The organism is Bradyrhizobium sp. GW821-FHT12B03 (assembly GCF_058807535.1).
The window spans coordinates 1-23669 of sequence record NZ_JBXAQU010000002.1 but is presented as its reverse complement, the minus strand read 5'-3'; the positions used below and the strand labels follow the sequence as shown (position 1 = coordinate 23669).

At 65.0% G+C, this 23669-nt stretch carries 20 protein-coding genes; 11 read left to right on the top strand and 9 right to left on the bottom strand.

Features of this window, described 5'->3' with window-relative positions:
• The 10 genes from AC1RUR_RS04220 to AC1RUR_RS04175 all read left to right on the top strand — a co-directional run bounded on the left by AC1RUR_RS04220 (position 1) and on the right by AC1RUR_RS04175 (position 11168).
• A complete protein-coding gene (locus tag AC1RUR_RS04220) occupies positions 1 to 963 on the top strand; it encodes an ABC transporter permease (RefSeq protein ID WP_492841655.1) in 963 nt (320 codons plus the stop codon).
• A gap of 13 nt (positions 964 to 976) precedes the next feature.
• A complete protein-coding gene (locus AC1RUR_RS04215; protein ID WP_492841653.1) occupies positions 977 to 1963 on the top strand; it encodes an ABC transporter ATP-binding protein in 987 nt (328 codons plus the stop codon).
• Complete coding sequence (locus AC1RUR_RS04210) at positions 1960 to 2949, top strand: ABC transporter ATP-binding protein (RefSeq protein WP_492841651.1); 990 nt, start codon at positions 1960 to 1962, stop codon at positions 2947 to 2949. Before AC1RUR_RS04215 ends, AC1RUR_RS04210 begins: the two co-directional genes overlap by 4 nt.
• A gap of 81 nt (positions 2950 to 3030) precedes the next feature.
• Positions 3031 to 4836 (top strand): gamma-glutamyltransferase family protein, encoded by a 1806-nt coding sequence (locus AC1RUR_RS04205; RefSeq protein WP_492841649.1) that lies wholly within the window; start codon positions 3031 to 3033, stop codon positions 4834 to 4836.
• 10 nt (positions 4837 to 4846) lie between these two features.
• On the top strand, positions 4847 to 5557 hold the full coding sequence (locus tag AC1RUR_RS04200) for a DUF1028 domain-containing protein (RefSeq protein ID WP_492841647.1): 711 nt from the start codon (positions 4847 to 4849) through the stop codon (positions 5555 to 5557).
• Positions 5554 to 6543: an ABC transporter ATP-binding protein gene (locus tag AC1RUR_RS04195; protein ID WP_492841645.1), complete on the top strand. Its 990-nt coding sequence runs from the start codon at positions 5554 to 5556 to the stop codon at positions 6541 to 6543. The genes AC1RUR_RS04200 and AC1RUR_RS04195 overlap by 4 nt, the downstream gene beginning before the upstream one ends.
• The gene (locus AC1RUR_RS04190) at positions 6543 to 7622 is read left to right on the top strand and encodes an ABC transporter ATP-binding protein (RefSeq protein WP_492841643.1); all 1080 of its coding nucleotides are present in this window, start codon (positions 6543 to 6545) and stop codon (positions 7620 to 7622) included. Before AC1RUR_RS04195 ends, AC1RUR_RS04190 begins: the two co-directional genes overlap by 1 nt.
• Positions 7623 to 7666: 44 nt before the next feature.
• A complete protein-coding gene (locus tag AC1RUR_RS04185) occupies positions 7667 to 9178 on the top strand; it encodes an ABC transporter substrate-binding protein (protein WP_492841641.1) in 1512 nt (503 codons plus the stop codon).
• A 157-nt stretch (positions 9179 to 9335) separates the two neighbouring features.
• The gene (locus AC1RUR_RS04180; protein ID WP_492841639.1) at positions 9336 to 10277 is read left to right on the top strand and encodes an ABC transporter permease; all 942 of its coding nucleotides are present in this window, start codon (positions 9336 to 9338) and stop codon (positions 10275 to 10277) included.
• 3 nt (positions 10278 to 10280) lie between these two features.
• Positions 10281 to 11168 carry an ABC transporter permease gene (locus AC1RUR_RS04175; protein ID WP_492841637.1) on the top strand — a complete coding sequence of 296 codons (888 nt, stop codon included), beginning with the start codon at positions 10281 to 10283 and terminating at the stop codon, positions 11166 to 11168.
• Between the two features lie 171 nt (positions 11169 to 11339).
• Here the strand turns inward: AC1RUR_RS04175 and cnbZ are convergent, their stop codons facing one another.
• From cnbZ to AC1RUR_RS04130, 9 genes are all read right to left on the bottom strand, one after another.
• Entirely contained in the window at positions 11340 to 12086 is a 747-nt protein-coding gene (gene cnbZ / locus AC1RUR_RS04170) for a 2-amino-5-chloromuconate deaminase CnbZ (protein ID WP_492841635.1), read from the bottom strand.
• A gap of 9 nt (positions 12087 to 12095) precedes the next feature.
• A complete protein-coding gene (locus AC1RUR_RS04165) occupies positions 12096 to 13346 on the bottom strand; it encodes an adenylate/guanylate cyclase domain-containing protein (RefSeq protein WP_492841634.1) in 1251 nt (416 codons plus the stop codon).
• On the bottom strand, positions 13343 to 13732 hold the full coding sequence (locus AC1RUR_RS04160) for a response regulator (RefSeq protein ID WP_492841633.1): 390 nt from the start codon (positions 13730 to 13732) through the stop codon (positions 13343 to 13345). Before AC1RUR_RS04160 ends, AC1RUR_RS04165 begins: the two co-directional genes overlap by 4 nt.
• Positions 13729 to 15777 (bottom strand): sensor histidine kinase, encoded by a 2049-nt coding sequence (locus AC1RUR_RS04155; RefSeq protein WP_492841632.1) that lies wholly within the window; start codon positions 15775 to 15777, stop codon positions 13729 to 13731. Before AC1RUR_RS04155 ends, AC1RUR_RS04160 begins: the two co-directional genes overlap by 4 nt.
• Before the next feature lie 151 nt (positions 15778 to 15928).
• Positions 15929 to 19024, bottom strand: a complete 3096-nt coding sequence (locus AC1RUR_RS04150) for a MexW/MexI family multidrug efflux RND transporter permease subunit (RefSeq protein ID WP_492841631.1) — start codon at positions 19022 to 19024, stop codon at positions 15929 to 15931.
• Between the two features lie 73 nt (positions 19025 to 19097).
• Entirely contained in the window at positions 19098 to 20291 is a 1194-nt protein-coding gene (locus AC1RUR_RS04145; RefSeq protein WP_492841630.1) for an efflux RND transporter periplasmic adaptor subunit, read from the bottom strand.
• A 1-nt stretch (position 20292) separates the two neighbouring features.
• Positions 20293 to 20994 carry a TetR/AcrR family transcriptional regulator gene (locus AC1RUR_RS04140; RefSeq protein ID WP_492842390.1) on the bottom strand — a complete coding sequence of 234 codons (702 nt, stop codon included), beginning with the start codon at positions 20992 to 20994 and terminating at the stop codon, positions 20293 to 20295.
• A 135-nt stretch (positions 20995 to 21129) separates the two neighbouring features.
• Complete coding sequence (locus AC1RUR_RS04135; protein ID WP_492841628.1) at positions 21130 to 21720, bottom strand: thiamine pyrophosphate-dependent enzyme; 591 nt, start codon at positions 21718 to 21720, stop codon at positions 21130 to 21132.
• Complete coding sequence (locus AC1RUR_RS04130; RefSeq protein ID WP_492841626.1) at positions 21717 to 22259, bottom strand: phosphonopyruvate decarboxylase; 543 nt, start codon at positions 22257 to 22259, stop codon at positions 21717 to 21719. Before AC1RUR_RS04130 ends, AC1RUR_RS04135 begins: the two co-directional genes overlap by 4 nt.
• A gap of 108 nt (positions 22260 to 22367) precedes the next feature.
• Here AC1RUR_RS04130 and AC1RUR_RS04125 point away from each other — a divergent pair, with 108 nt between their 5' ends.
• Positions 22368 to 23588 carry a cytochrome P450 gene (locus AC1RUR_RS04125; protein WP_492841624.1) on the top strand — a complete coding sequence of 407 codons (1221 nt, stop codon included), beginning with the start codon at positions 22368 to 22370 and terminating at the stop codon, positions 23586 to 23588.
• Positions 23589 to 23669 lie beyond the last annotated feature (81 nt).

Below are 23669 nucleotides of genomic sequence, written 5' to 3'. Positions count from 1 at the left end.
ATGAGCGAGGCCGTCGTTCCGCACACGACCGAGAAGCGCGCCGCCGCTGCACCTGGCTGGTTCAGGCGCGCATTGGACAGCGACCTGTTCTATTCGTTCCGCCGCTCCAAGATCACCATGATCGCGGCTGCGGTGACGCTGCTGTTCTTCCTGATCGCGATCTTTGCCCCGGTTTTATCGGTGCAAAATCCGTTCGACCCGGCGCAGCTCCAGCTGATGAATTCGCGCATCTCGCCGCTCTGGACTGCCGATGGTCAAAGCCCGTTCCTGCTCGGCACCGACGAGCAGGGCCGCGACGTGCTGTCCGCGATCCTCTACGGCCTGCGCATCTCGCTGCTCGTCGGCGTCCTCGGCGTCGTCCTCTCCGGCGCACTCGGCATCTTGCTCGGGCTGACGGCCGGCTATTTCGGCGGCGCCGTCGACGGGCTGATTATGCGCATTGCCGACGTACAGCTTTCCTTTCCGGCCATCCTGATCGCGCTCTTGATCAACGGCATCGCCAAATCGGTCTTTGGTAACAAGCTCGACGAGATGAGCATGCTGGCGGTCCTGGTCTTCGCGATCGGCCTGAGCTTCTGGGTGCAATACGCGCGCACGGTGCGCGGCTCGGTCATGATCGAGAAGAACAAGGATTATGTCGCAGCCGCGCAATTGATTGGCCTGCCTGCCCCCGTGATCATGCTGCGCCACGTGCTGCCCAACACCACGGGGCCGATCCTCGTGATCGCCACTATCAATCTCGCACTCGCCATCATCACCGAGGCGACGCTGTCCTTCCTCGGCTCGGGCATGCCCGAGACCATGCCGTCGCTCGGCACGTTGATCCGGATCGGCAACGGATATCTGTTCGCAGGCGAGTGGTGGATCGTCGCATTCCCCGGGATCGCACTCGCCGCGCTGATCCTGTCCATCAACCTGCTGGGCGACTGGCTGCGCGACGCGCTCAACCCGAAACTTCGATGAGTATGCCTCGCTCATGACCGAACCTGTTCTCTCCGTGCGCAATCTTCAGGTCGAGTTCGCCTCGCGCCGCGGCACGCTGCGCGCCATCGACGGCGTCTCCTTCGACATCGCCAAGGGCGAGGTGTTAGGGGTAGTCGGCGAATCCGGCGCCGGCAAATCCGTCACCGGCCTCTCGGTGATCGGCCTGATCGATCCGCCCGGCCGCATCTCCGGCGGCGAGATCCGCCTGTCGGGCCTGCGCATCGATAACCTGCCGCCGGAAGAGTTGCGCCGCGTCCGCGGCAAACGGATCGGCATGATCTTCCAGGATCCCCTCACCTCGCTCAATCCGCTGTACAGGGTCGGCGACCAGATCATCGAGACGATCCGGACCCACCTTAATCTGTCCGAGACGGCCGCCCGCCGCCGCGCCATCGACCTGCTCGCCGAGGTCGGCATCCCCGCGCCGGAAAAGCGCATCGACGGCTATCCGCACGAGTTCTCCGGTGGCATGCGCCAGCGCGTGGTGATTGCACTGGCGATCTGCGCCGAGCCTGAGCTGATCATCGCGGACGAGCCGACCACGGCGCTCGACGTCTCCGTGCAGGCGCAGATCATCTCGCTGATCAAGCGGCTCGGGCGCGACCACGGCACCGCCGTGATGCTGGTGACGCACGACATGGGCGTGATTGCGGAGACCTCGGACCGCGTCGCGGTGATGTATGCCGGCCGCGTCGCCGAGATCGGCCCGGTGCAGGACGTCGTCAGGAATCCGCTGCATCCCTACGCCAAGGGCCTGATGGGCGCGATCCCGACGCTTGCCGGCGAGGACAAGCGCCTGGTGCAAATTCCCGGCTCGATGCCGCGGCTATCGGCGATCCCGCGCGGCTGCTCGTTCAATCCGCGCTGCGCGTCCGCCTTCGATCGCTGCCGGATCGACCGGCCGGAGCCGCTGCCGCGCGGCACGCAGTCGGTTGCCTGCCATCTCTATGACAGCGTGCCGGCGGAGAGCGCGGCATGAGCGCGACTTTCGTCCAGGCCACCAATCTGCGCCGCGTCTTCGACGTCTCGAAGCCCTGGCTCAACCGCGTGCTCGAAGGCGGGCAGCTCGAATATCTCAAGGCTGTCGACGGCGTCACCTTCGACATCAGGAAGGGCGAGACCTTTGCATTGGTCGGCGAGTCCGGCTCGGGCAAGACCACGGTGGCGCGAATGGTGGTTGGCCTGCTGCCGCCAAGCTCCGGCGACGTCCTGATCGACGGCATCCCGATGGCCGATCCGCGGCATGCGATGGCGCGGCGAAAACTCCGCCGCCGCATCCAGATGATCTTCCAGGATCCCTATGCGAGCCTGAACCCGCGCTTCCGGGTCGACGCCATCATCTCCGAGCCGATCCGCGCCTTCGACCTGATTCAGGGCGAGCGTGACATCCAGGCGCGCGTCGGCGAGCTGCTCAGCCTCGTCGGCCTGCATCCCGACGACCGGCTGAAATTTCCGCACGAATTCTCGGGCGGCCAGCGCCAGCGCATCGCGATCGCGCGGGCGCTCGCCTCCGATGCCGAGTTCATCGTCTGCGACGAGCCGACCTCGGCGCTCGACGTCTCCGTGCAGGCGCAGATCCTGAACCTGATGCGCGACCTCCAGGACAAATTCGGCCTGACCTACATGTTCATCAGCCACAACCTCGCCGTGGTCCGCCACATGGCGAGCCGCGTCGGCGTGATGTATCTCGGTCGCATCGTCGAGATCGCGGAAGGCAAGGAGCTGTTCGCCCGCCCGCGCATGCCCTACACCAAGATGCTGCTGGGCGCCGTGCCAGATCTCGCCATGAGCGGCCGCCAGCGCATTCCGGTCAAGGGCGAGATCCCGAACCCGATCAATCCGCCCCCCGGCTGCGCCTTCAATCCGCGCTGCCCGCTGGCGTTTGACCTCTGCCGCAGGGAGGCGCCGGAACTGATCGCCGGCGTCGCCTGCCACGCCGTCAACACCGCGCCGGTCCCGGCGTGACGCGCGCGTGCCATGCAGCCTGTGCATTGGCGGCACGGCATTGCCTGTGATCAATTGCGCGCGCCGTAACTGAGGTAACCCATGGCCAGCAACGTCAATCCCGATCCCTTCACGACGCGTCCCGAGATCGAGGGTACGTTCGGGGTCGTCGCCACCACACATTGGATCGCGACCGCCGTCGGCATGGCTATCCTCGAAAAAGGCGGCAACGCCTTCGATGCCGGCGTGGCCACCGCCTTTACGCTTCAGGTGGTCGAGCCGCATCTGAACGGCCCCGGCGGGGACGTACCCATCATCGTTCATGACGTGAAGCGCGGCCGCACCGAAGTGATCTGCGGCCAGGGCCCGGCGCCCGCACGCGCCACGATCGCGCATTACAAGAGCGAAGGCCTCGACATGGTGCCCGGCACCGGCCTGCTCGCGGCTTGCGTCCCCGGCACCTTCGAATCCTGGATGATGCTGCTGCGCGACTACGGCACGATGCGCGTGCGCGACGTGCTGGAGCCCGCGATCTCCTACGCGCGCGACGGCTATCCGCTGGTCGAACGCGCCTGCGCCACGATCCAGACCGTCGAGCAATTGTTCCGCAAGCACTGGCCGACCTCGGCCGCGGTCTACCTGCCCAATGGCGAAGTGCCGAAGCCCGGCACGCTCTTCACCAACAAGACGCTGGCCGCGACCTACACCCGCATTCTCAGCGAGGCCGAAAGCGGCGGTGGCGGCCGTGATGCCGAGATCGAACGCGCCCGAAAAGCGTGGTCGCAAGGCTTTGTCGCGGAGGCCATCGACAAGTTCTGCCGGACTCAGGAGGTGATGGACGTCAGCGGCTCGCCGCATCGCGGCGTGCTCACGGCCGACGACATGGCGCGCTGGCAGCCGACCATCGAGGCGCCGCTTACCTACGATTACGGCCGCTACACGGTCTGCAAGGCCGGCGTCTGGAGCCAGGGGCCGGTGACGCTGCAACAGCTCGCGCTACTCAAGGGCTTTGCACTCGACGGGCTCGACCCGACCGGGCCGGAATTCATCCATCTCCAGATCGAATGCGCCAAACTCGCCTTCGCCGACCGCGAGAAATTCTACGGCGATCCCAAGTTCAGCGAGATCCCGATCGCGACTCTGCTGTCGGATGCCTATAATGACGAGCGCCGCAAGCTCGTCACCGACAAGGCCTCGCTCGATCTCCGGCCCGGCGCGATCGAAGGCTTTGGCGGCGTGGTGAAGCTGCGCCGCGCCGAGGGCCAACGCGAGGCCGTTGGCGCGCTCGGCGCCGGCGAGCCGACGGTGGGACGCTTCGGCGAAGTGCGCGGCGACACCGTGCATTTCGACATCATCGACAAGGCCGGTAACATGATCTCGTCGACACCGTCCGGCGGCTGGTTGCAATCCTCGCCTGTCATCCCCGAGCTCGGCTTCTGCCTCGGCAGCCGCGCGCAGATGTTCGATCTGGAGGAAAACCAACCCGGTTCGCTCGCGCCCGGCAAGCGGCCGCGCACCACATTGTCGCCGACCATGGCGCTGCGCGACGGCGAACCCTATCTCGCCTGGGGCTCGCCGGGCGGGGACCAGCAGGATCAGTGGATCACGCAGTTCTTCCTGCGCCACGTCCATTGCAATCTCAATCTTCAGGAATCGATCGACGCGCCGGCCTGGCATTCCGAGCATTTCCCGATCTCGTTCTGGCCGCGCACCGCGCGCCCCGGCGTGCTCGTGGTCGAGAACCGCGTGCCGAAGGCGACGATCGAGAATTTGCGCGAGCGCGGTCATATCGTCGAGATCGGCCCGGACTGGTCCGAAGGCCGCCTCACCGCAGCCTCTCGCGTCGGGGTGCGCCGCCGCGCCGCCGCCAATCCCCGCGGCATGCAGGGCTACGCCGCAGGACGCTGATGGGCAGAATATGACCTGGTCGATCATCGCACGCGATCCAGCCACCGGCCAGTTCGGCATCGCGGTTGCGACCCGCTTCTTCGCCGTCGGCGCGCGCGTGCCCTATATCGCCGCCGGTCTCGGCGCCATCGCGACCCAGGCCTTCGTCAATCCCTATTACGGTATCGACGGCGTCAAGCTCTTGCGTGAAGGCCTGAACGCGCATGACGTGCTCGCCAGCCTGCTCGCGACCGACGAAGGGCGCGAAAGCCGCCAGATTCACATCATGGATGCGAGCGGCGAGATCGCGGCGCATACCGGCCGCGACTGTGTCGACTGGTGCGGCCACATCGCGGGCAGCGGCTTCTCGATCGCCGGCAACATGCTCGCGGGCGCCGACGTGCTCGACGAGACCGCGAAGACCTATATCGCCAATGACAGCCTGCCCTTCCCGCGCCGCCTGCTCGCGGCGATGCGCGCGGGCGAGGCCGCCGGCGGCGACAAGCGCGGCAAGCAGTCGGCAGCACTCCTGATCCACGGCGAGGAGGAATGGCCGGCGCTGGATGTTCGCGCCGACGACCATCCCGATCCGCTCGGCGAGCTCGAGCGGCTCGAACGGGTCAGCCACGAGCTCTGGGTGCATTTCCGCAACTCCATGCCGACCCGGCAGAACCCGGCCGGCAACACCGATCGCAGCGTCATCGACGCCAGCATCGCGGCAAGCCGTGCAAGGCGATCATGAGCGCAAGCCCCCTCATCGAGATCTCGGATCTGCGCATCCGCTTTCACGGCGACGACGGCCGCGTCACCCATGCGGTCGACAGCGTCGACCTCAGTGTCGCCAATGGCGCAACGCTCGGCCTCGTCGGCGAATCCGGCTGCGGCAAGAGCGTGACGTCGCTGGCGATCATGGGCTTGCTGCCGAAACAGAGCGCGGAGATATCCGGCGCGATCCGCTTCGACGGCTTTGATCTCTTGAAGACCTCGGACCAGACCTTGCGCGACCTCCGCGGCAACCGGCTGGCGATGATCTTCCAGGAGCCGATGACCTCGCTCAACCCGAGCTTCACCATCGGCGACCAGATCACCGAGACCATTCTGCGCCATCGCGGCGGCTCGCGAAAGAGTGCGCGGGACCGCGCGATCGAGCTGTTGCGGCGCGTCCATATCCCCTCGCCCGAGCGGCGCATCGACGAATATCCGCACAAGCTCTCCGGCGGCATGCGCCAGCGCGTCATGATCGCGATGGCGCTGGCCTGCGATCCGCGCCTGCTGATCGCGGACGAGCCGACCACAGCGCTCGACGTCACCCTGCAGGCACAGATCCTCGAGCTGATGCGAGAATTGAAGGCGGCAAGCGGCGCCGCGATCATCCTGATCACCCATGACCTCGGCGTGGTCGCTGAAGTCTGCGACGAGGTCGCGGTGATGTATGCCGGCGAGATCGTCGAGCGGGCGCCGGTGGATGAATTGTTCTCGACGCCGCAGCATCCGTACACCGTTGGCCTGCTCGGCTCGATCCCGCGCCTCGACCATCGCGCCGAGCAGCTCGCGACGATTGAAGGCATGGTGCCGAACATGGCGCAGCCCCCCGCCGGCTGCCGCTTCAGCGCACGCTGCCCGTTCGTGCTGGACGCCTGCACCAGGGCGCCGCCGCCGCTGGTCGAAGTCGGCCCCGGCCACCTCTCGCGCTGCATCCGCGCACCGCTCGAACGTCTGGTGTCGTGATGGCGCTGCTCGAGGTCGAAGGCCTGGTCAAGCACTTCGTCGCCGAGCGATCGCTGTTCGGCCGCGCGCTGGCGCACGTCAAAGCCGTCGATGGCGTGAGCTTCGCGCTTGAGGCCGGCAAGACGCTCGCGCTCGTCGGCGAATCCGGTTGCGGCAAATCCACCGTCAGCCGCCTGGTGCTGCGGCTGATCGAGCCGGACACGGGCACGATCCGTTTCGACGGTCGCGACCTACTCTCGCTGGATGCCGGAGCGCTCCGCGCCTTCCGCCGTGAAGCGCAGATCATCTTCCAGGACCCCTACGCCTCGCTCAATCCGCGCATGACGGTCGGCCAGATCCTGACCGAGCCGCTGGCGCTGCACGATCTCGTGCCGCCGTCGCGGCGGCGCGAACGCGTCGAGGAGATCTTGCGGCTGGTCGGGCTTGAGCCGCGGCTGGCCCGGCGCTATCCGCACGAGTTTTCCGGCGGCCAGCGCCAGCGCATTGCGATTGCCCGCGCGCTCGCGGTCGAGCCGAAGCTGATCATCTGCGACGAGCCGGTCTCGGCGCTGGACGTCTCGATCCGCTCGCAGATCCTCAACCTGCTGAGCGAGCTCCAGGACCGCCTCGGCCTTGCCTACATCTTCGTCTCGCATGACCTCGCCGTGGTCAAGCATATCGCCGACCACGTCGCGGTGATGAATCTCGGCCAGATCGTCGAGACCGCGGAAGCGGACGCGCTGTTCGCGGCCCCCCGGCACCCCTATAGCCGCGCGCTGTTGTCCGCAATCCCCGTGCCTAAACCGCGGGCAAAGCGCAGCCGGATTGTGCTCCAGGGAGAGATCCCCAGCGCGCTCAATCCGCCGCCCGGATGCCGCTTCCATACCCGCTGCCCCTACATGGTCGAACGCTGCCGCAGCGAAATGCCACCCCTCCTGCCGGATGGCATCGGACATGCAACGGCTTGCCATCTGACGTCGGAACTGCCGTCCTCCGCGGCGATCGTCCCCATGGACGGCGGTTTCTCGCCGGTCCTTGAAAAATTGGTCGCCGCCTTCAGCGGCGGCCCGGAAGCAGCACGCGGCGGCGGGGTTAGTTGATTGGGGACGGACCCTGCACAGCCGTGAAACAGAGGTTGAGAGCGATGAGCTTTATGCGTTTGACAATCCTGGCGTCGGCCTTGCTGACGTCGCTCGCGGGCACGGCCCAGGCGCAGACCACGCTTCGCATCGGGATCGCCGAGGACCCTGACATCCTCGATCCCAGCATCGGCCGCACCTATGTCGGCCGCATCGTGTTCTCCGCCTTCTGCGACAAGCTGTTCGACATCGACGAAAAGCTCAACATCGTGCCGCAGCTCGCGCTGTCTCACGAGACGTCGGCCGACGGCAAGGAGATGACGATCAAGCTCCGGCCAGGCGTCAAATTCCACGATGGCGAGCCACTGGACGCGGAAGCCGCAAAATTCTCGATCGAGCGTCACATGACGCTGCCGACCTCGTTTCGGAAGTCCGAGCTCGCCAGCGTCGACCACGTCGAGGTCGTCGATCCCCTGACCATCAAGCTGGTGCTCAAGACGCCGTACTCGCCGCTGATCGCCCAGCTCACAGACCGCTCCGGCATGATGGTCTCGCCCAAGGCAGCGAAAGAGACCGGTGACAAGTTCGGCCTGCATCCGGTCTGCGCCGGCCCCTACAAGTTCGTCGAGCGCGTGCAGCAGGACCGCATGGTGTTCGAGAAGTTCGCCGACTACTGGAACAAGGACAACGTCCATATAGACCGCGTCGTATTCCTGCCGATTGTCGATGCCACGGTGCGCCTTGCCAACCTCAAGTCCGGCGGACTCGATCTGATCGAGCGCGTGCTCGCCACCGACATCAAGGACGTTCGCGCCGATCCCAAGCTGGTGCTGTCGACGGCGCCCGAGCTCGGCTATCAGGGCCTGACCATCAACATCGGCAACGACAAGACCAAGGGACCACTCAGCCAATCCGCGAAGGTGCGCCAGGCCCTCAGCCTGTCGATCGATCGCGAGGCCATCAACCAGGTCGTGTTCAACGGCGAGTTCACGCCGGGCAACCAATGGGTCAGCCCGACGCATCCATACTATCAGAAGGCTTTCCCCATTCCGGGTCGCGACATCGCCAAGGCCAAGGCGCTGTTGAAGGAAGCCGGTGTCAGCCTGCCCGTCACCGTCGACTACATGGTGCCAAAGGGCACCGAGTACGAGGCCGTCGCCCAGGTCGTGCAGTCCATGGCCGCCGAAGCAGGCTTCGACATCAAGGTCCGCGTCGTCGAATTCGCGACCACCTTCAAGCAGGCGCAGGCCGGCGAATTCCAGGTGTTCCAGATCAACTGGAGCGGACGCATCGACCCCGACGGCAATTCCTACATCTTCATGCGCAGCAAGGCGCCGCAGAACGACGGCGTGTACGCGAATCCGGAAGCTGACAAGCTGATGGAGGAAGGGCGGGCGACGTCCAATGTCGAGGAACGCAAGGCAATCTATCAGAAGCTGACCAAGATCGTGCTGGACGATCTGCCCATCATCTACATTTACCACCGTAAGCTTCTGATCGCTCACACCACCAAGCTCCAGGGCTACAAGCAGATGCCTGATGGCCTCGTGCGCGTGGTCGGACTGAAATTCAAGTGATGGCTCTGACCATGAGCACGTGTCCCGGACGCAGCGCAGCGCGCAAGCGCTGGACCGCAGAGCCGGGACCCATAGCGACGGCACATCGTGATAGATGGGTCCCGGTACAGCAACGCAACATTGCATGTTGCGCTGCGCCCGGGACACGGGCCTAGCCATGCTGAACTTCCTTGCCCACCGCATCGCGCAGATCGTGCCGACATTGTTCTTCGTGTCGATGCTGATCTTCTCGCTCCAGCAATTGCTGCCGGGCGATCCGGCGCTGGTGATGGCCGGCGAGGAACGCGATCCCGCCGTGATCGAGCAGATCCGGCAGCAGCACAAGCTCGATCAGCCGATCCCCGTGCAATATGTCTACTGGCTCAAGGGAGTCCTCACCGGCGATTTCGGCGAGTCCTTGCGCAACAAGATGCCGGTACGCGAGCTGATCGCGCAGAAGCTGCCGGTGACGCTCCAGCTCGGCTCGATGGCGATCCTGATCGCGTTCTTGATCGGCATTCCCGCCGGCATCGTCTCCGCAGTGAAGAAGGGCACGGCGTGGGATTATGGCGCCAACCTGTTCGCATTGTGGGGCATCTCGACGCCGAATTTCTGGCTCGGGATCATGCTGATCTTCCTGTTCTCGATCGAGCTCGGCTGGCTGCCGGCTTCGGGCTACGTGCCGCTCACCGAGAACTGGCGCGCGAGCCTGGCCGCCACCATCATGCCCGCCTTCGTGCTCGGCAACGCGATCTCCGCGATCCTGATGCGGCACACCCGCAGCGCCATGCTCCAGGTGCTGGAGAGCGATTATGTTCGCACGGCGCGCGCAAAGGGCCTCTCCGAACGTTCCGTGATTCTCAAGCATGCCATGCGCAATGCGCTGACGCCCATCATCACGCTCGGCGCGCTCGAACTCGGCACGCTGCTGTCGGGCGCTGTGCTGACCGAGCAGATCTTCTCCATTCCCGGCTTCGGCAAGCTGATCGTGGACGCCGTGTTCAACCGCGACTACGCGGTTGTGCAGGGCGTGGTGCTGGTGACGGCCACGGTCTACATCACGCTGAACCTCGTTGCTGACGTCGCCTATATCCTCGTCAATCCGCGGCTGCGGGGCTGATCCATGACCGACGCCGCCCTGCCCGCCGCTCCCGTCATGCAAGCCTATGAGCTGGACAGCCCGGCCCGCCGTGCGCGGCGGCGGCTGTTCAAGCGCAAGGCGGCGGTGTTCGGCCTGGCCGTGATCACGACGGTCATCGCGCTTGCGGTCCTCGCGCCGCTCCTCGTGCCCTATGATCCCATCGCGACGAGCTGGAGCCTGGTGCGCAAACCGCCGACCACGGCACACTGGTTCGGCACCGACGAGCTTGGCCGCGACATCCTCAGCCGCGTCATCTACGGCGCGCGCGCCTCACTGCTCGCAGGGCTCATCTCGGTCGCGATCGCGCTCGGCGTCGGCGTGCCGTTCGGCCTGCTTGCGGGATATCGCGGCGGATTTGTCGACGCGCTGATCAGCCGGATCACCGATGCGATGCTGGCCTGCCCGTTCCTGATCCTGGCGATCGCGCTGGCCGCGTTTCTCGGTCCGAGCCTCGGCAATGCCATGATCGCGATCGGCATCTCGGCAACCCCGATCTTCATCCGCCTGACTCGCGGCCAGGTGCTGAGCGTCAAGGCCGAGGATTATGTCGAGGCCGCACGCGCCCTCGGCAATCCGCCCTGGCGGATTGCGTTCTCGCACATCCTGCCCAACATCATGCCGGCGCTGCTGGTGCAGGCGACGCTGTCGATCGCCGCCGCCATCATCGCCGAGGCCGCGCTCTCGTTCCTCGGCCTTGGCCAGCAGCCCCCCGCGCCGTCCTGGGGCAGCATGCTCAACGCGGCACAACGCTTCCTGACCCAGGCGCCGTGGATGGCGATCTGGCCGGGGCTTGCGATCTTCCTGGTGGTGCTGTCGCTGAACCTGCTCGGCGACGGCCTGCGCGACGCGCTCGATCCGAGGCAGCGTTGAAGCAACAACAATAGCCGACGGTGAGGTCCGTTCACCTCTCCCGTAGGGAGAGGTCGAATTGCGAAGCAATTCGGGTGAGGGGATCCGCTTCATCGAGGGAACAAAACCCCTCACCCGGCGCTACGCGGCGACCTCTCCCTACGGGAGAGGTGAAGAACGACCGTCGACGGATCAAATCACCACCTCGCGCAGCACGCGGCGGCAGTCCATCTCGTATTCGAGATCGACCACCGGCGGGCGGGCATAATGCCAGGTCAGGCCGGATCGCAAGGCACCGCGGCGGACCAGCTCGTCGACCAGCGCATGGTGGAAGTCGTGCACGGAATAGGCCTGCACGCCGGTGGTGTCCTTCCAGCCGAAGCCGAACGCCGCCATCCGGTTTTCCATCTGCGACGTCGTGGTGAACCGCACCTTCTCGCGCAATCCCTCCGGGCTCAGGTCGCGGTAGCGCACGGTGCGCTCGACATAGGTGCCGCTGCCCTCGCGGGCTTCGGCGCCGCCGGCGATCACGAAGCTCGGCGCCTTTGACCGCGTCGGGCGCGTGAAGGAGAACGCATAGAACGACGGCTCGGACGGTGGATCGATCTCGGGACAGACATTGCTGCGCGCCACCGGATTGGTGGTGCCGTCGAAGATGCCCCATTCGGAGAGCGTCTTCACATAATGCAGATTGAATGCACGAAAGCCCTCCTCGCTGAAGGCCGCCGGCGAGCGCAGCTCGCAGGCGCAGAAGGCGGTCAGCGGACGCCCGGTCTCCTGGATGAACTTTGCCGCCAGCGCAAAGCCCTCGGCCAGCGGCACCAGCCGATCGAACCGGACGCGCTCGATCTCATAGCCCTCGTCCGCGGCCGCACCGGCCGAATACTGGAACACGGACGGAATGAAACGATAATTGCCGGCGGAGAATTCACGCGTCATGACGGGCTCCTATTCCAGTTGCATGCGAATGCCCTTGGCGCCGTTGAGCAGGCGCTTCAGGTGAAAACCGGCCAGCGGATCGTCGGCATGCACGCCAACCAGCGCGGCAAAGGTCGGCATGGCCGCGGCGTCGCCGGCCTCCATCTTGGCAAAGGCCTCGAAATATAGCGCCGTCACCGGCGCTTCGAATTTGGCCTGCGGCAGCGGTTCGAACGCGCGGAGCGGTTCGCTGCGCCCGCGCAACATCAGCTCGCCGACGGGACGGCCCTGAAAATTCTCGGCCGCTCCGGCAACGCTGGAGCTGACGCAGATGCGGGTGCCAAGATGCTTGTTGGCGGCTTCCAGCCGGGCCGCGATGTTGATGGTGTCCCCATACGCGGTGTAGTCGAAGAAGCGGTTGCCGCCGAAATTGCCAACCAGCGCCGGGCCGGCGTGAATGCCGATGCGGGTCGTGCCGAAGTTCACGCCCTTGGCCTTCTGGCGCGCGCAAAAGTCCTGCGCCCAGGCATCGAGATCATGGGCGCACGCGACCGCGCGCGTCGCATAATCAGGCTGATCGCCGGGCGCGTTGAAGAGCACCTGGATCGCATCGCCGATGATCTTCGCCACCGTCCCCTCATGCGCGAAGACGACTTCGGTCATCCCGCCGACATACTCGTTGAGGAGTTCGCCCAGTGTCTCGGGCGGCGCGGTCTCGACCAGCGAGGTGAAGCCGGTGATGTCGGTGAAGATGGTCGCGACGTCGCGCCACTGCACCTGGATGCCCTCGCCCTCACCACCCGCCGCCAGACGCCTGGCGAGCTCGGGCGAGAAATGACGCGACAGGGCGGCGTGAGCGCGCTCGGCTTCCATCTGGCGCCGCCGCACCTCGCGCAGCATCTCGATGTGGCGGATGGTCTTCTGGATCGTGGTCTCCAGATCCGCGAAGTCGATCGGCTTGGTCAGGAAGTCGAACGCGCCGCGATTCATCGCGGTGCGGATGTTGCTCATGTCGCCATAGGCCGAGACGATGATGGTCGACTTCTTGTCCTCGGCTTCCTGGAGCTTCGCCAGCAGCGACAGCCCGTCCATACGCGGCATGTTGATGTCGGAAACCACCATGTCGACGTGAGGATTCTGCTCGAGCGATTGCAGCGCCTCGAGGCCGTCGCGGGCGAACATGAGCGTGAGCAGCCCGTCACGGATCTGCCTGCGGAATTTTTGCAGGATCAGCGCCTCGAGGTCCGGCTCGTCGTCAACAAAGAGGATGGTCGCGGTCATGCGGCTTGCTCGAGCCTCGTATCGATCTCCTGGCGCAGCAGCGCAAAGTCGATCGGCTTGGTGAGCAGACCGTGGGCGCCTCGCTCGATCGCCTTTCTGCGCGTCTCGGCGTCACCATAGGCGGTGATCATGATGACCGGAACGTGCGGATAGTCGGCGCGCACCTTCGGCAGCATGTCGAGCCCGCTCATGCCCGGCATGTTGATGTCCGACAGAATCAGGATCAGCGACGGGTCGCGAACCTCGGCGGCGCGCTTCAGCGCATCGGTCGCAGAGGGAGCAAACTCCATCTGGAAGCGGCCGGCGCGCAGGTCGCGCCGGAAGTGCTGCCTGAACAGCGGCTCGACGTCGGGCTCGTCATCGACGATCAGGATATAAACGTTCAAGTCTTGCCTCCGGCAGTATCGCCCGCTGCCATCGTGCGCGGCAGCGTAATGATGAATTCGGTGAATGCACCGGGCTCGGTCTTCACCTCGATCATGCCGCCGTGCTGCTTCACGACGATGTCATGGCTCATGGACAGGCCGAGCCCGGTGCCCTCACCGGCCGGCTTGGTCGTGAAGAACGGATTGAATAGTTTTTCCATCACCTCGGGCGGAATCCCGGTGCCGTTGTCGCGGATCCGGATCTCGACCTTGTCGCCGAGGTTCCTGGTTGCGGCGCTCAGGATCGGCTCAAAACCTTCTGCCTCGTTCTTCTTGCGCTTGGCCGCGGCATAGAAGCCGTTCGAGATCAGATTGAGGACGACGCGCGTGATCTCCTGCGGATAGATATCGACAAGGCCGGCGGAGGGGTCGAACGCGCGCTGGAGCGTGACGTTGAAGGCCGGCCTTTCGGCGCGCGCGCCGTGATAGGCGAGATTGAGGCTCTCCTCCACGACCGCATTGATATCGACGGGGCGATGCTCGCCGGAACCCTGGCGCGAATGCACCAGCATGTTCCTGACGATGGAATCGGCGCGCTTGCCGTGCTGCACCACCTTCTCGAGATTGCCCTTGAGCATGCCGGTCAGCTCGTCGACCTCCGCCCTGGTCTTGCCGTCGAGCGAGGCCGATTGCAGGGTCTCGTTGAGCTCGTCGATCAGCTCGGTCGAAACCGACGAGAAATTGTTGACGAAATTAAGCGGGTTCTTGATCTCGTGGGCGATCCCCGCCGTCAGCTGGCCGAGGGAGGCGAGCTTCTCGGTCTGGATCAGGCGATCCTGGGCGGCGCGCAGATCGTTCAGGGACTGCCGGAGTTGAGCGGTCCGCTGCTCGACCTTGTTTTCGAGGTCGGCATAGGATTCCTGCAAGCGCGCCCCCATGTCGTTGAACTGGTCGGCGAGCCCTTCGAGCTCGTCGCCAGTCCGGATCGCAATGCGCTGGGAGAAGTCGCCGCCCCCGATCCGCTCGGCGCCGCTGCGCAGTGCCTGGATCGGTCCCACCATGCGGCGCGCGAGGAATATCCCCGCGAGCACCGCGAAGATCGACGCCGCGAGCAGCACGATCGCAAGCCGTTGCAGCGAGGCATAGAGCGCGGCATAGGCCTCCTCGACCGGCAACTCGACGAACATGGTCCAGTGCAGCGGCTCGATCGGGGCCGATGCGGTCAGCACCTTCTGCCCCTGGATGTTGCGCGCTTCGGGAAGCGGATCGGACATGGTGCCGCCTCCGGCCTGCGCAGCGCGCACCTGCGCGAGGGCGGACATGTCGGTGTTGCGCAGGACCAGGCTGATATCGGGATGCGCGATCAGGCGCCCCTCCGGTCCGACCACGTAGGCGTGGCCACGCTCGCCGACCTTGATCTGGGACACGACGTCCCAGATCAGCTTGAGATTGACCTCCGCGATGCTGACGCCGGCATCCTTGCGTGCGCCGGCCAGCGCCAGCGTCATGTAGGGCTCGGAGTCCCTGCGGAAATAGACCGGCCCGTAATAGACCTTGTGCGCGACCGCCTCGGTGAACTTCGGGTCGGCCGACAGGTCGATCCCGCTGTCGATCGCGTCCATCGCCAGCCGCGAGACTCGCAACCGCTCCTTGCCGTTTGCATCTACCTGGGCGAGCTCGGTGATCCCTGGTACCTGGCGCAGCAGCCGCAGCGCGTCGAACCGGCGCTGCTCGAGCGAGCCCGCCGACCACGGCAGCTGCGTGGTCCAGCCGAGCTGGCTCTCGATCTCCTTGACGAACTGGCCGATCTTGGCGGCCGCCGCCTCGGCCTGCTCACGCTGGACCCGGATCAGCGAGGCCTTGTGCTCACGATAATAGAAGAAGACCTCGAACAGCCCGTTGGCGAGCAGCGCGACGGCGACGACGGCCACGAACAGCACCACGTATTTGGTGAACAGCCGGGTCCTGATCCCTTGACCCGCCGCTTTGCCGGACACGGCCCTATCCGGGGACGCGCTCGGCAACGTCCTGGCTTGCGGAGTGTCGGGATGGAGGGAAAGGCTCATCCGGTGGAATCTAGCAAGAAGACGAGAGCTTGTCTCTCGCGAGCACGGCAAAGGGTCCGCCCGACGGCTGCGGCGGCCACACCAAGGGTACAACGAAAAAGGGCGGCAGCGGATTGGCCGCTGCCGCCCTCGGATTCGCTTGCTTTCCGCCTCAGGTCGGCCGCAACGCCTTGGCGCCGAGGTCGAGCTCGTTGACCTGCTTGTTCCGGTCGGAATCGGCCGCCGCGCGATGGTCGGTCGCCAGCACCACGTAGACGGCGGGCAGCACGAACAGCGTGAACAGCGTGCCGATCGACATGCCGGCGACGACCACGAGGCCGATCGAGAAGCGGCTGGCCGCGCCTGCGCCGGTTGCAGTCAGCAGCGGGATCAGACCCGTCACCATCGCGGCCGTGGTCATCAGGATCGGCCGCAGACGAATGCGGGCCGACATCTCGATGGCCGAGCGACGATCGAGCCGCTCGTTGACCTGGAGCTCGTTGGCGAACTCCACCATCAGGATGCCGTGCTTGGTGATCAGGCCGACCAGGGTGAGCAGACCGACCTGGGTGTAGATGTTCATGGTCGCGACGCCAAAGAACAGCGGGATCAACGCGCCGACGATCGCCATCGGCACCGAGATCATGATCACCAGCGGGTCGCGCAAGCTCTCGAACTGCGCCGCCAGCACCAGGAAGATGATGATCAGCGCGAAACCGAAGGTGATCGCGAGCTGGTTGCCCTCCTGCACGTACTGCCTGGAGTCCGCAAGATAATCGTGGCTGAAGCCGGCCGGCAGCTTCTTGGCCTCGCCTTCGAGGAAGTCGACCGCGGCACCAACGGTCACACCGGGCATCGGCACGGCCGAGAACGTCGCCGAATTGAGCTGGTTGTAGTGGGTCAGCGAGTTCGGATCGGTCCTGGTTTCGATCGACACCACCGTCGACAGCGGAAGCTGCTGGCCGGTGTTGGTCGTCACATAGAAGCCGCCGAGCGATTCCGGCGAGAGCCGCTTGGCGCGCGGCACCTGAGGAATCACTTGATAGGACCGCCCTTCCAGATTGAAGCGATTGATGTAGTTGCCGCCGAGCAGCACCGCGAGCGTGGAGCCGAGGTTCTGCATGTTGACGCCGAGGTCCTGCGCCTTGCTGCGGTCGATCGTGACCTTCACGTTGGGCTGGTTATAGGCAAGATCGCTGTCGGAGACGATGAACATGCCGCTCTTGCGCGCGGCGTCCTTCAGCTTCTCCATCTGCTCATAGACCGTCTGGAATCCGGCGGTGGAGTTGATCACCATCTGCACCGGCAGGCCGCCGGGTCCGCCCGGCAGCGGCGGCAGGTTGAAGGCGAAAGCCTGCACGCCCTCGATCTTGGACAGTTCGGCCTGCACCAGCGGCTTCAGCTGGATCGAAGAACGCTTGCGCTCCTCCCACGACTTCAGCAGCATGCCGGCAATACCGCCCTGCGGGCCGTTGATGCCGTTCAGCACGAAGCGCAGATCGGTCTCGGGGAACTTCTGGAATTTCTCGTCGAGCTTCTCGCCGTAGAAATCGACATAGTCGATGTTGGCGTATTTCGGCGCCTTGGTCACCGCGAACACGATGCCCTGGTCTTCCTCCGGCGCCAGCTCCTTCGAGGTGTGCATGTAGAGGAAACCGACCAGCCCGAGAATCGTCACCGCGAACAGGCCGGTGATCGCCTTGTAGTCGAGCGAGCGGTCGAGCCTGCGGCCATACCAGCGCGTCAGGGCGCCGAACACCTTGTTGACGGCCTTGGCGAAGCGGCCCTCTTCGGTATTCTTCAGCAGCACCGAGCACATCATCGGCGACAGCGTCAGCGCGATCACGCCCGACACGATCACCGAGCCCGCGAGCGTGAAGGCGAATTCGCGGAACAGCGAGCCGGTCAGGCCGCCGAGGAAGCCGATCGGCGCGTACACGGCCGCGAGCGTGATGGTCATCGAGATGACGGGACCGACGATTTCGCGGGCGCCCTGCAGCGACGCCTGGACCGGCGTCTTCCCCTCTTCCAGATGGCGGTGGATGTTCTCCACCACCACGATGGCGTCGTCGACCACGAGACCGATCGCCAGCACCATCGCCAGCAGCGTCAGGAGGTTGAAGCTGAAGCCCAGCGCCAGCATCAGCGTGCAGACGCCGATCATCGACAGCGGAATGGTGACGACCGGAATGATGACCGAACGGAGCGAGGCGAGGAACAGGAAGATGACCACGATCACGATGATCACGGCTTCGCCCAGCGTCTTCTCCACCTCGTCGATCGAGGACTGGATGAACTTGGTCGAGTCGTAGGCGACCTTCATCTTCATCGACGGCGGAAGATTACGCTCGAGCTCCGGGAACAGCGCGCGCACGCCCTTGACCAGCGTCAGCGGGTTGCCCTGCGGCGTCGCGTTCACGCCGATGAAGATCGCATGCTCGCCGTTGAAGGCGACGCTGGCATCCGTGCTTTGGGCTGCGAGCTCGACGGTGGCGATGTCCTCCATCCGCACGAAGCCGCCGTCCTTGGCCTTGACGATCATCTTCCTGAACTGGTTGACGTCAGTCAGGCTGGTGTTCGTCGAGATGTTGGAAACGATCAGATAGCCCTTGGTCTGCCCCGCTGCGGACTGGAAGTTGTTGGCCTGGATCGCCGCCGCGACGTCCGCCGGCGACACGTTGCGGCCGGCCATCTTCTCGGGATCGAGCCACAGCCGCATCGCGAAGGTCTGCCCGCCGAGAATGTCGGCGGAAGCCACGCCGTCGACGGTGGACAGCACCGGCTGCACCACGCGCGTCAGATAATCCGAGATCGCCGAGCCAGACAGCTCCTCGGAGGAGAAGCCGAGATACATCACGGCCGTGGTCTGGCCCGTCGTCTTGGTGACGATCGGGTCGTTGGATTCCTTCGGGATCAAGTATTTGACCGAGTTGGTCTTGGCGAGCACCTCGGTGAGCGCCTGGTTCGGATCGAAGTTCAGCTTGATGTAGACCTGGATCGTCGAGGTACCGAGCACCGAGGACGAGGTCATGTAGTCGACGCCTTCGGCCGAGGCGACTGCCTGCTCGATCGGCGTCGTGATGAAGCCCTGGATCAGGTCTGCGGACGCGCCGGGATAGACGGTCGTGATGTTGATGACCGTGTTCGAAAGCTTCGGATATTGCCGGATCGGCAGCACCATCGCCGCGCGCAGCCCGATCAGCAGGATCAGAAGGCTGACGACGACCGACAGAACCGGGCGCTTGATGAAAATATCGGTAAAGGCCATCGCGGCGATCTCGATTTCTTTGTCTCACGAAAAGTGATCCGGCCGAGCCGGATCACTAACGAGTGGTAAGGGGTCAGTAGCGCGGCGGCTTCGCCGGAACCTGCGGGGCCGGGTCGGTCGAAATCGACACCGGCGCGCCCGATTGCAGCTTGAGCTGGCCGACGGCGACGACCTTGTCGCCCGGTTTCACGCCCTTGATGATTTCGACGCGACCTTCGACCCGGTTGCCGGTCTGCACGAACGTGCGCACCGCGGAGAGGCTGGTCTTGCCGTCCTCCTCCTTCTTCTCGGTGATCACGAACACGGAATCGCCGTACAGCGTGTAGTCGACCGCCGTTTCCGGCACGGTGATCACCGCCGGCTTGTCCGGCAGCACCACTGTGGTGGTCACGAACATACCGGGCTTCAGGATCTTCTCCGGATTGGAGACGGTCGCCTGTACGCGGATGTTGCGGGTGTCGGTCGAGATCTGCGGCTCGATCGTGGTGATCTTGGCATCGAAGGTACGGCCCGGATAGGCGTCGACCTTGAGCCGGACCGGCTGGCCGACCTTGAGGTTGCCCGAGTCCTTTTCCGTCACGGTGAAGTTGGCCCACAGCTCCGACAAATCGGTCAGTGTCACCATGGCCGTACCGGCCGTCAGATACTGGCCGACCTCGACCTTGCGCATGCCGAGATCGCCGGAGAACGGCGCCCGCACGAATTTCTGCGAGATCAGCGCTTCGGTCTTGGCGATGCCGGCGAGCGCCTGATCATAGGCGGCCTGCGCGGTATCGACGGTCGCCTGCGGGCCGAACTGGCGCGATGCCAGTTGCTTGGCACGGTCGAGCGAGAGCTGCGCGACGGTCGCCTGCGCCTTGTAGTTGGCGAGATCGCCCTGCTCAGGCGCGTCGAACAGCTGCACCAGCGGCGTGCCGGCTTCGACATGCGAACCCGGCTCGAACTTGATCTCGGTGACGCGGCCGTTGACGTCGGCGCTGACATCGACCTGGTGCACGGCGGCGAGCCCGCCGACCGCGGTCAGCAGGTTGGGCACGACCTCGGACTTCGCTTCGGCCGCACTGACCGCAGTCGGCGGCGGCTTGTTGTTGGCGAAGAACTGCTTGATCATCTGGCCGCGGAAGTAGTTGAACCAGACGAGGCCGCCGACGAGCACGCCGAGCAGCGTACCGACGATGACGAACCAGAGCACCGGCCTGACCGGACGCTTGGGAGCCTTGTTGTCGATCGGTTCGCCCGAAATCTTGTGTTCGGTTACGATGTTCATGTCATGCACTTTCTGCAATCGCCGTCTTGCCGGCACCCGGCGCCAATTCGCGGCCCAGATGTGAAGCAATTGCGGCGTCGTTAAGTCCGATACCTCTCAGGAGAAACTCACAGAGCTGGCGCTCCAGATCGTTCGCCTTGCCGTAAGCGAGACAGGGAGTCGCCGGCAGCCTGGTCAGCGCCGCCGTCATCAACGAATGATGCGCGAACCAGAACAGGTTGAGCGGATCGCCAGTGCAGGACCGCGCGTCCCCGGCGGCAACCGCGCGCTCGAGCGAGGCAACGAAGACCGCCCCGACCAGCTTCTCGATCTTGGCATATAGCAAACGAGCGAATTCGCCGTCATCCAAATGGCTCGTGGCCATCAGTCGCAGGCGCTGGGCCTCTTCCTGGTCCGGACCGTCGGCAACGCGGAGGAAGTGCTGGACCATGCCGCGGATCAGCTCGACCAGAGTAGCGGTCGATGGCTCCCGCTCCAGAAGATCGATCAGCGCCGGATCGGCTTCGCATTCATCGCTGAGAATTTCAGCGTAGAGCGCCGCCTTGGAGGGGAAATGCTTGAACAGCAGGGCCTCGGAAATGGCGGCGGCGGCCGCCACGCTCTTGGTCGTGGTGCCGGTATAGCCGTGTCGGGCAAAGCAGCGCTTTGCGGCGCCGAGGATCAATTGACGCCTCAGGTCGCTCGTCATTCGCAATGAACTCATTCTAGTGAGTAAGCACTCACCCACGCAAAAGTCAAGCATTATGCTGCATCGCAACCTGAAAGCGTTGTAAAATCAGTGGAAATTGGCCGCGCCTGCACGGCCCACGTGCGGACGAGGTCGCCGCAGGGAATGAACCTAGATCGGCTGGAAGCCGAGATCGCCGCGGATCCGGTTGACGATGTAGGTCCCGTCCCGGCTTGGCAAAATCCGCTCAAGGCTGGCGCTGTCGATCTTCACATTAGCAAAGCGCGGGCCCGCGGAGACGTCGTGGACGGCTTTGGCAAAGGCTTCCACCTCGGCCATGGTCGAGATCGCGCGGGCATCCCCGATGCCGCAGGCCCGGGCGACACCGACGAGGTCGGCGGCGGCGGAGGTGTGGCTGGTCTGGCCGCCGGTCTCGCCATAGGCCTCGTTGTCGAGCACCGCGATCGAGAGGTTGGACGGTTTTTGCAGGCCGATGGTGGCAAGGCTGCCCATGCCCATCAGCATCTCGCCATCGCCGGTGATGACCAGCACCGGCAATTTCGGCTGCGCCAGGGCGAGACCAAGGCCGATCATCGCGGCGCCCCCCATCCCGCCCCACAGATAGAAGTTGCGGGCGTGATCGCCGGCGGCACAGATGTCGTTGGTGGAGGCACCGAGGCCGCCGATCGCAACCACGTCCTTGCGGTCCGCGAGCAGGGCAGACACCACCTGACGGCGGTCGAGGAGATTAGCCTTGCTCATTTGGTGAAAACCTTTGCGCCGATCAGGCGCTGCGACAGCAGGACGGCGGTGGGCGTCAGCGCGTTATAGGCCTGCGCTGCGGCGGCCTCCAGCACGGCCGGCACCTCGGCCGCATTGGACGCACGCAGCACCTTGACGCCGGAGAGCTCGAACACGCCCTGCGTGGTCGATCCCATCGGCACCTGCCACGGATTGAACTCGCCCCACTCGCCGCGCATCGTCACCAGCGTAAGAAACGGGAAGCGCAGGATCGGGATCAGCGACAGCATGTTGATGCAATTGCCGACGCCGCTCGATTGCATCAGCAACACGCCGCGCTGGCCGCCGGTCCAGGCGCCGGCGAGCAGCGCCACGCCCTCCTCCTCCGTCGTCAGCGGAATGCCGCGCATGGTGGAGGAACCCAGCACGCGCTGGATCAGCTTCGAATGGCCGGCGTCAGGCACGTAAGGCACCTGCCGGACGTCGAAGCGTTGCAAGGTCGCGAAAATATCGTCGGGCCAATTCGGGGCCGTGTCGGCAGCATCCGTGCGGGCGTGCATTTTCCTGTCCGGTCGGCTTGCAAATTACGGCACGACTGTAGACGGTGATCGGAGCCGCTCGAAAGAGCGAAAACGGCATATCGGTCTCAACCGGCGAGTATGGCGGCAATGAACGCAAGTGCGAAAGAACTGGCGGCCCATTTCGATCTGGAGAAGCTGACGGCGGACTTCTACGCCGATCCCTACCCGACCTATCGTGCACTGCGGGAGAACGAGCCGGTCAAGCGCCTGCCGAACGGCACCGTGTTCCTGACCCGCTACGACGACCTCGTCACCACCTACAAGAACACCAAGTCCTTCAGCTCGGACAAGAAGCGCGAGTTCGCGCCGAAATATGGCGACACCCCGCTCTACGAACACCACACCACGAGCCTCGTCTTCAACGATCCGCCCGCCCACACCCGCGTGCGCCGCCTGATCATGGGCGCGCTGTCGCCGCGCGCGATCGCGGGCATGGAGGGGGATCTCATCAAGCTGGTGGACAGCCTGCTCGACGCGATCGCCGCCAAGGGCCATTGCGAGCTGATCGAGGACTTTGCCGCCTCGATCCCGATCGAGGTGATCGGCAATCTGCTCGACGTTCCCCACGACGAGCGCGCGCCGCTGCGCGACTGGTCGCTGGCAATCCTCGGTGCGCTCGAACCCGTGGTGTCGCCTGACGTGGCTGCGCGCGGCAACAAGGCAGTGACGGATTTTCTCGCCTATCTCCAGACGCTCGTTGCGCGCCGGCGCGAGAAGCCGGGCAACCCCGAGCGCGACGTGCTGACGCGCCTGATCCAGGGCGAGGACAGCGGCGAGCGGCTGACGGAGAAGGAACTGCTGCACAATTGCATCTTCCTGCTCAATGCCGGCCACGAGACCACCACCAATCTGATCGGCAACGGCCTCGTGGCGCTGGATCGAAATCCGGACCAGAAGCAGCGCCTGATCGGCAATCCGGACCTGGTCAGGACCGCCGTGGAGGAAGTGCTTCGCTACGAGAGCTCCAACCAGCTCGGCAACCGCATGACCACCGAGCGGATCGAACTCGGCGGTGTCATGCTCGAGGCCGGCACGTCGGTGACGCTGTGCATTGGCGCCGCCAACCGCGACCCCGCACAGTTTCCCGATCCGGAAAGCTTCGACGTCGCGCGGACGCCGAACCGGCATCTCGCCTTCGCCACCGGCGCGCATCAATGCGCCGGCATGGCGCTGTCGCGGCTCGAAGGCGCCATCGCGATCTCGCGCTTCCTGGCGCGCTTCCCGAACTATGCCGTGAACGGGGAGCCCATGCGCGGCGGTCGGGTGCGGTTTCGCGGGTTTTTGGGCGTGCCTTGCGCGATCGGCTGATCGCCGATTCTGTTGAAAAAGGCGGCGGTTGCGACGCAGAGGGATCAGTGATTCAGTCTGTCTAATTGGCAGGACTGAAGA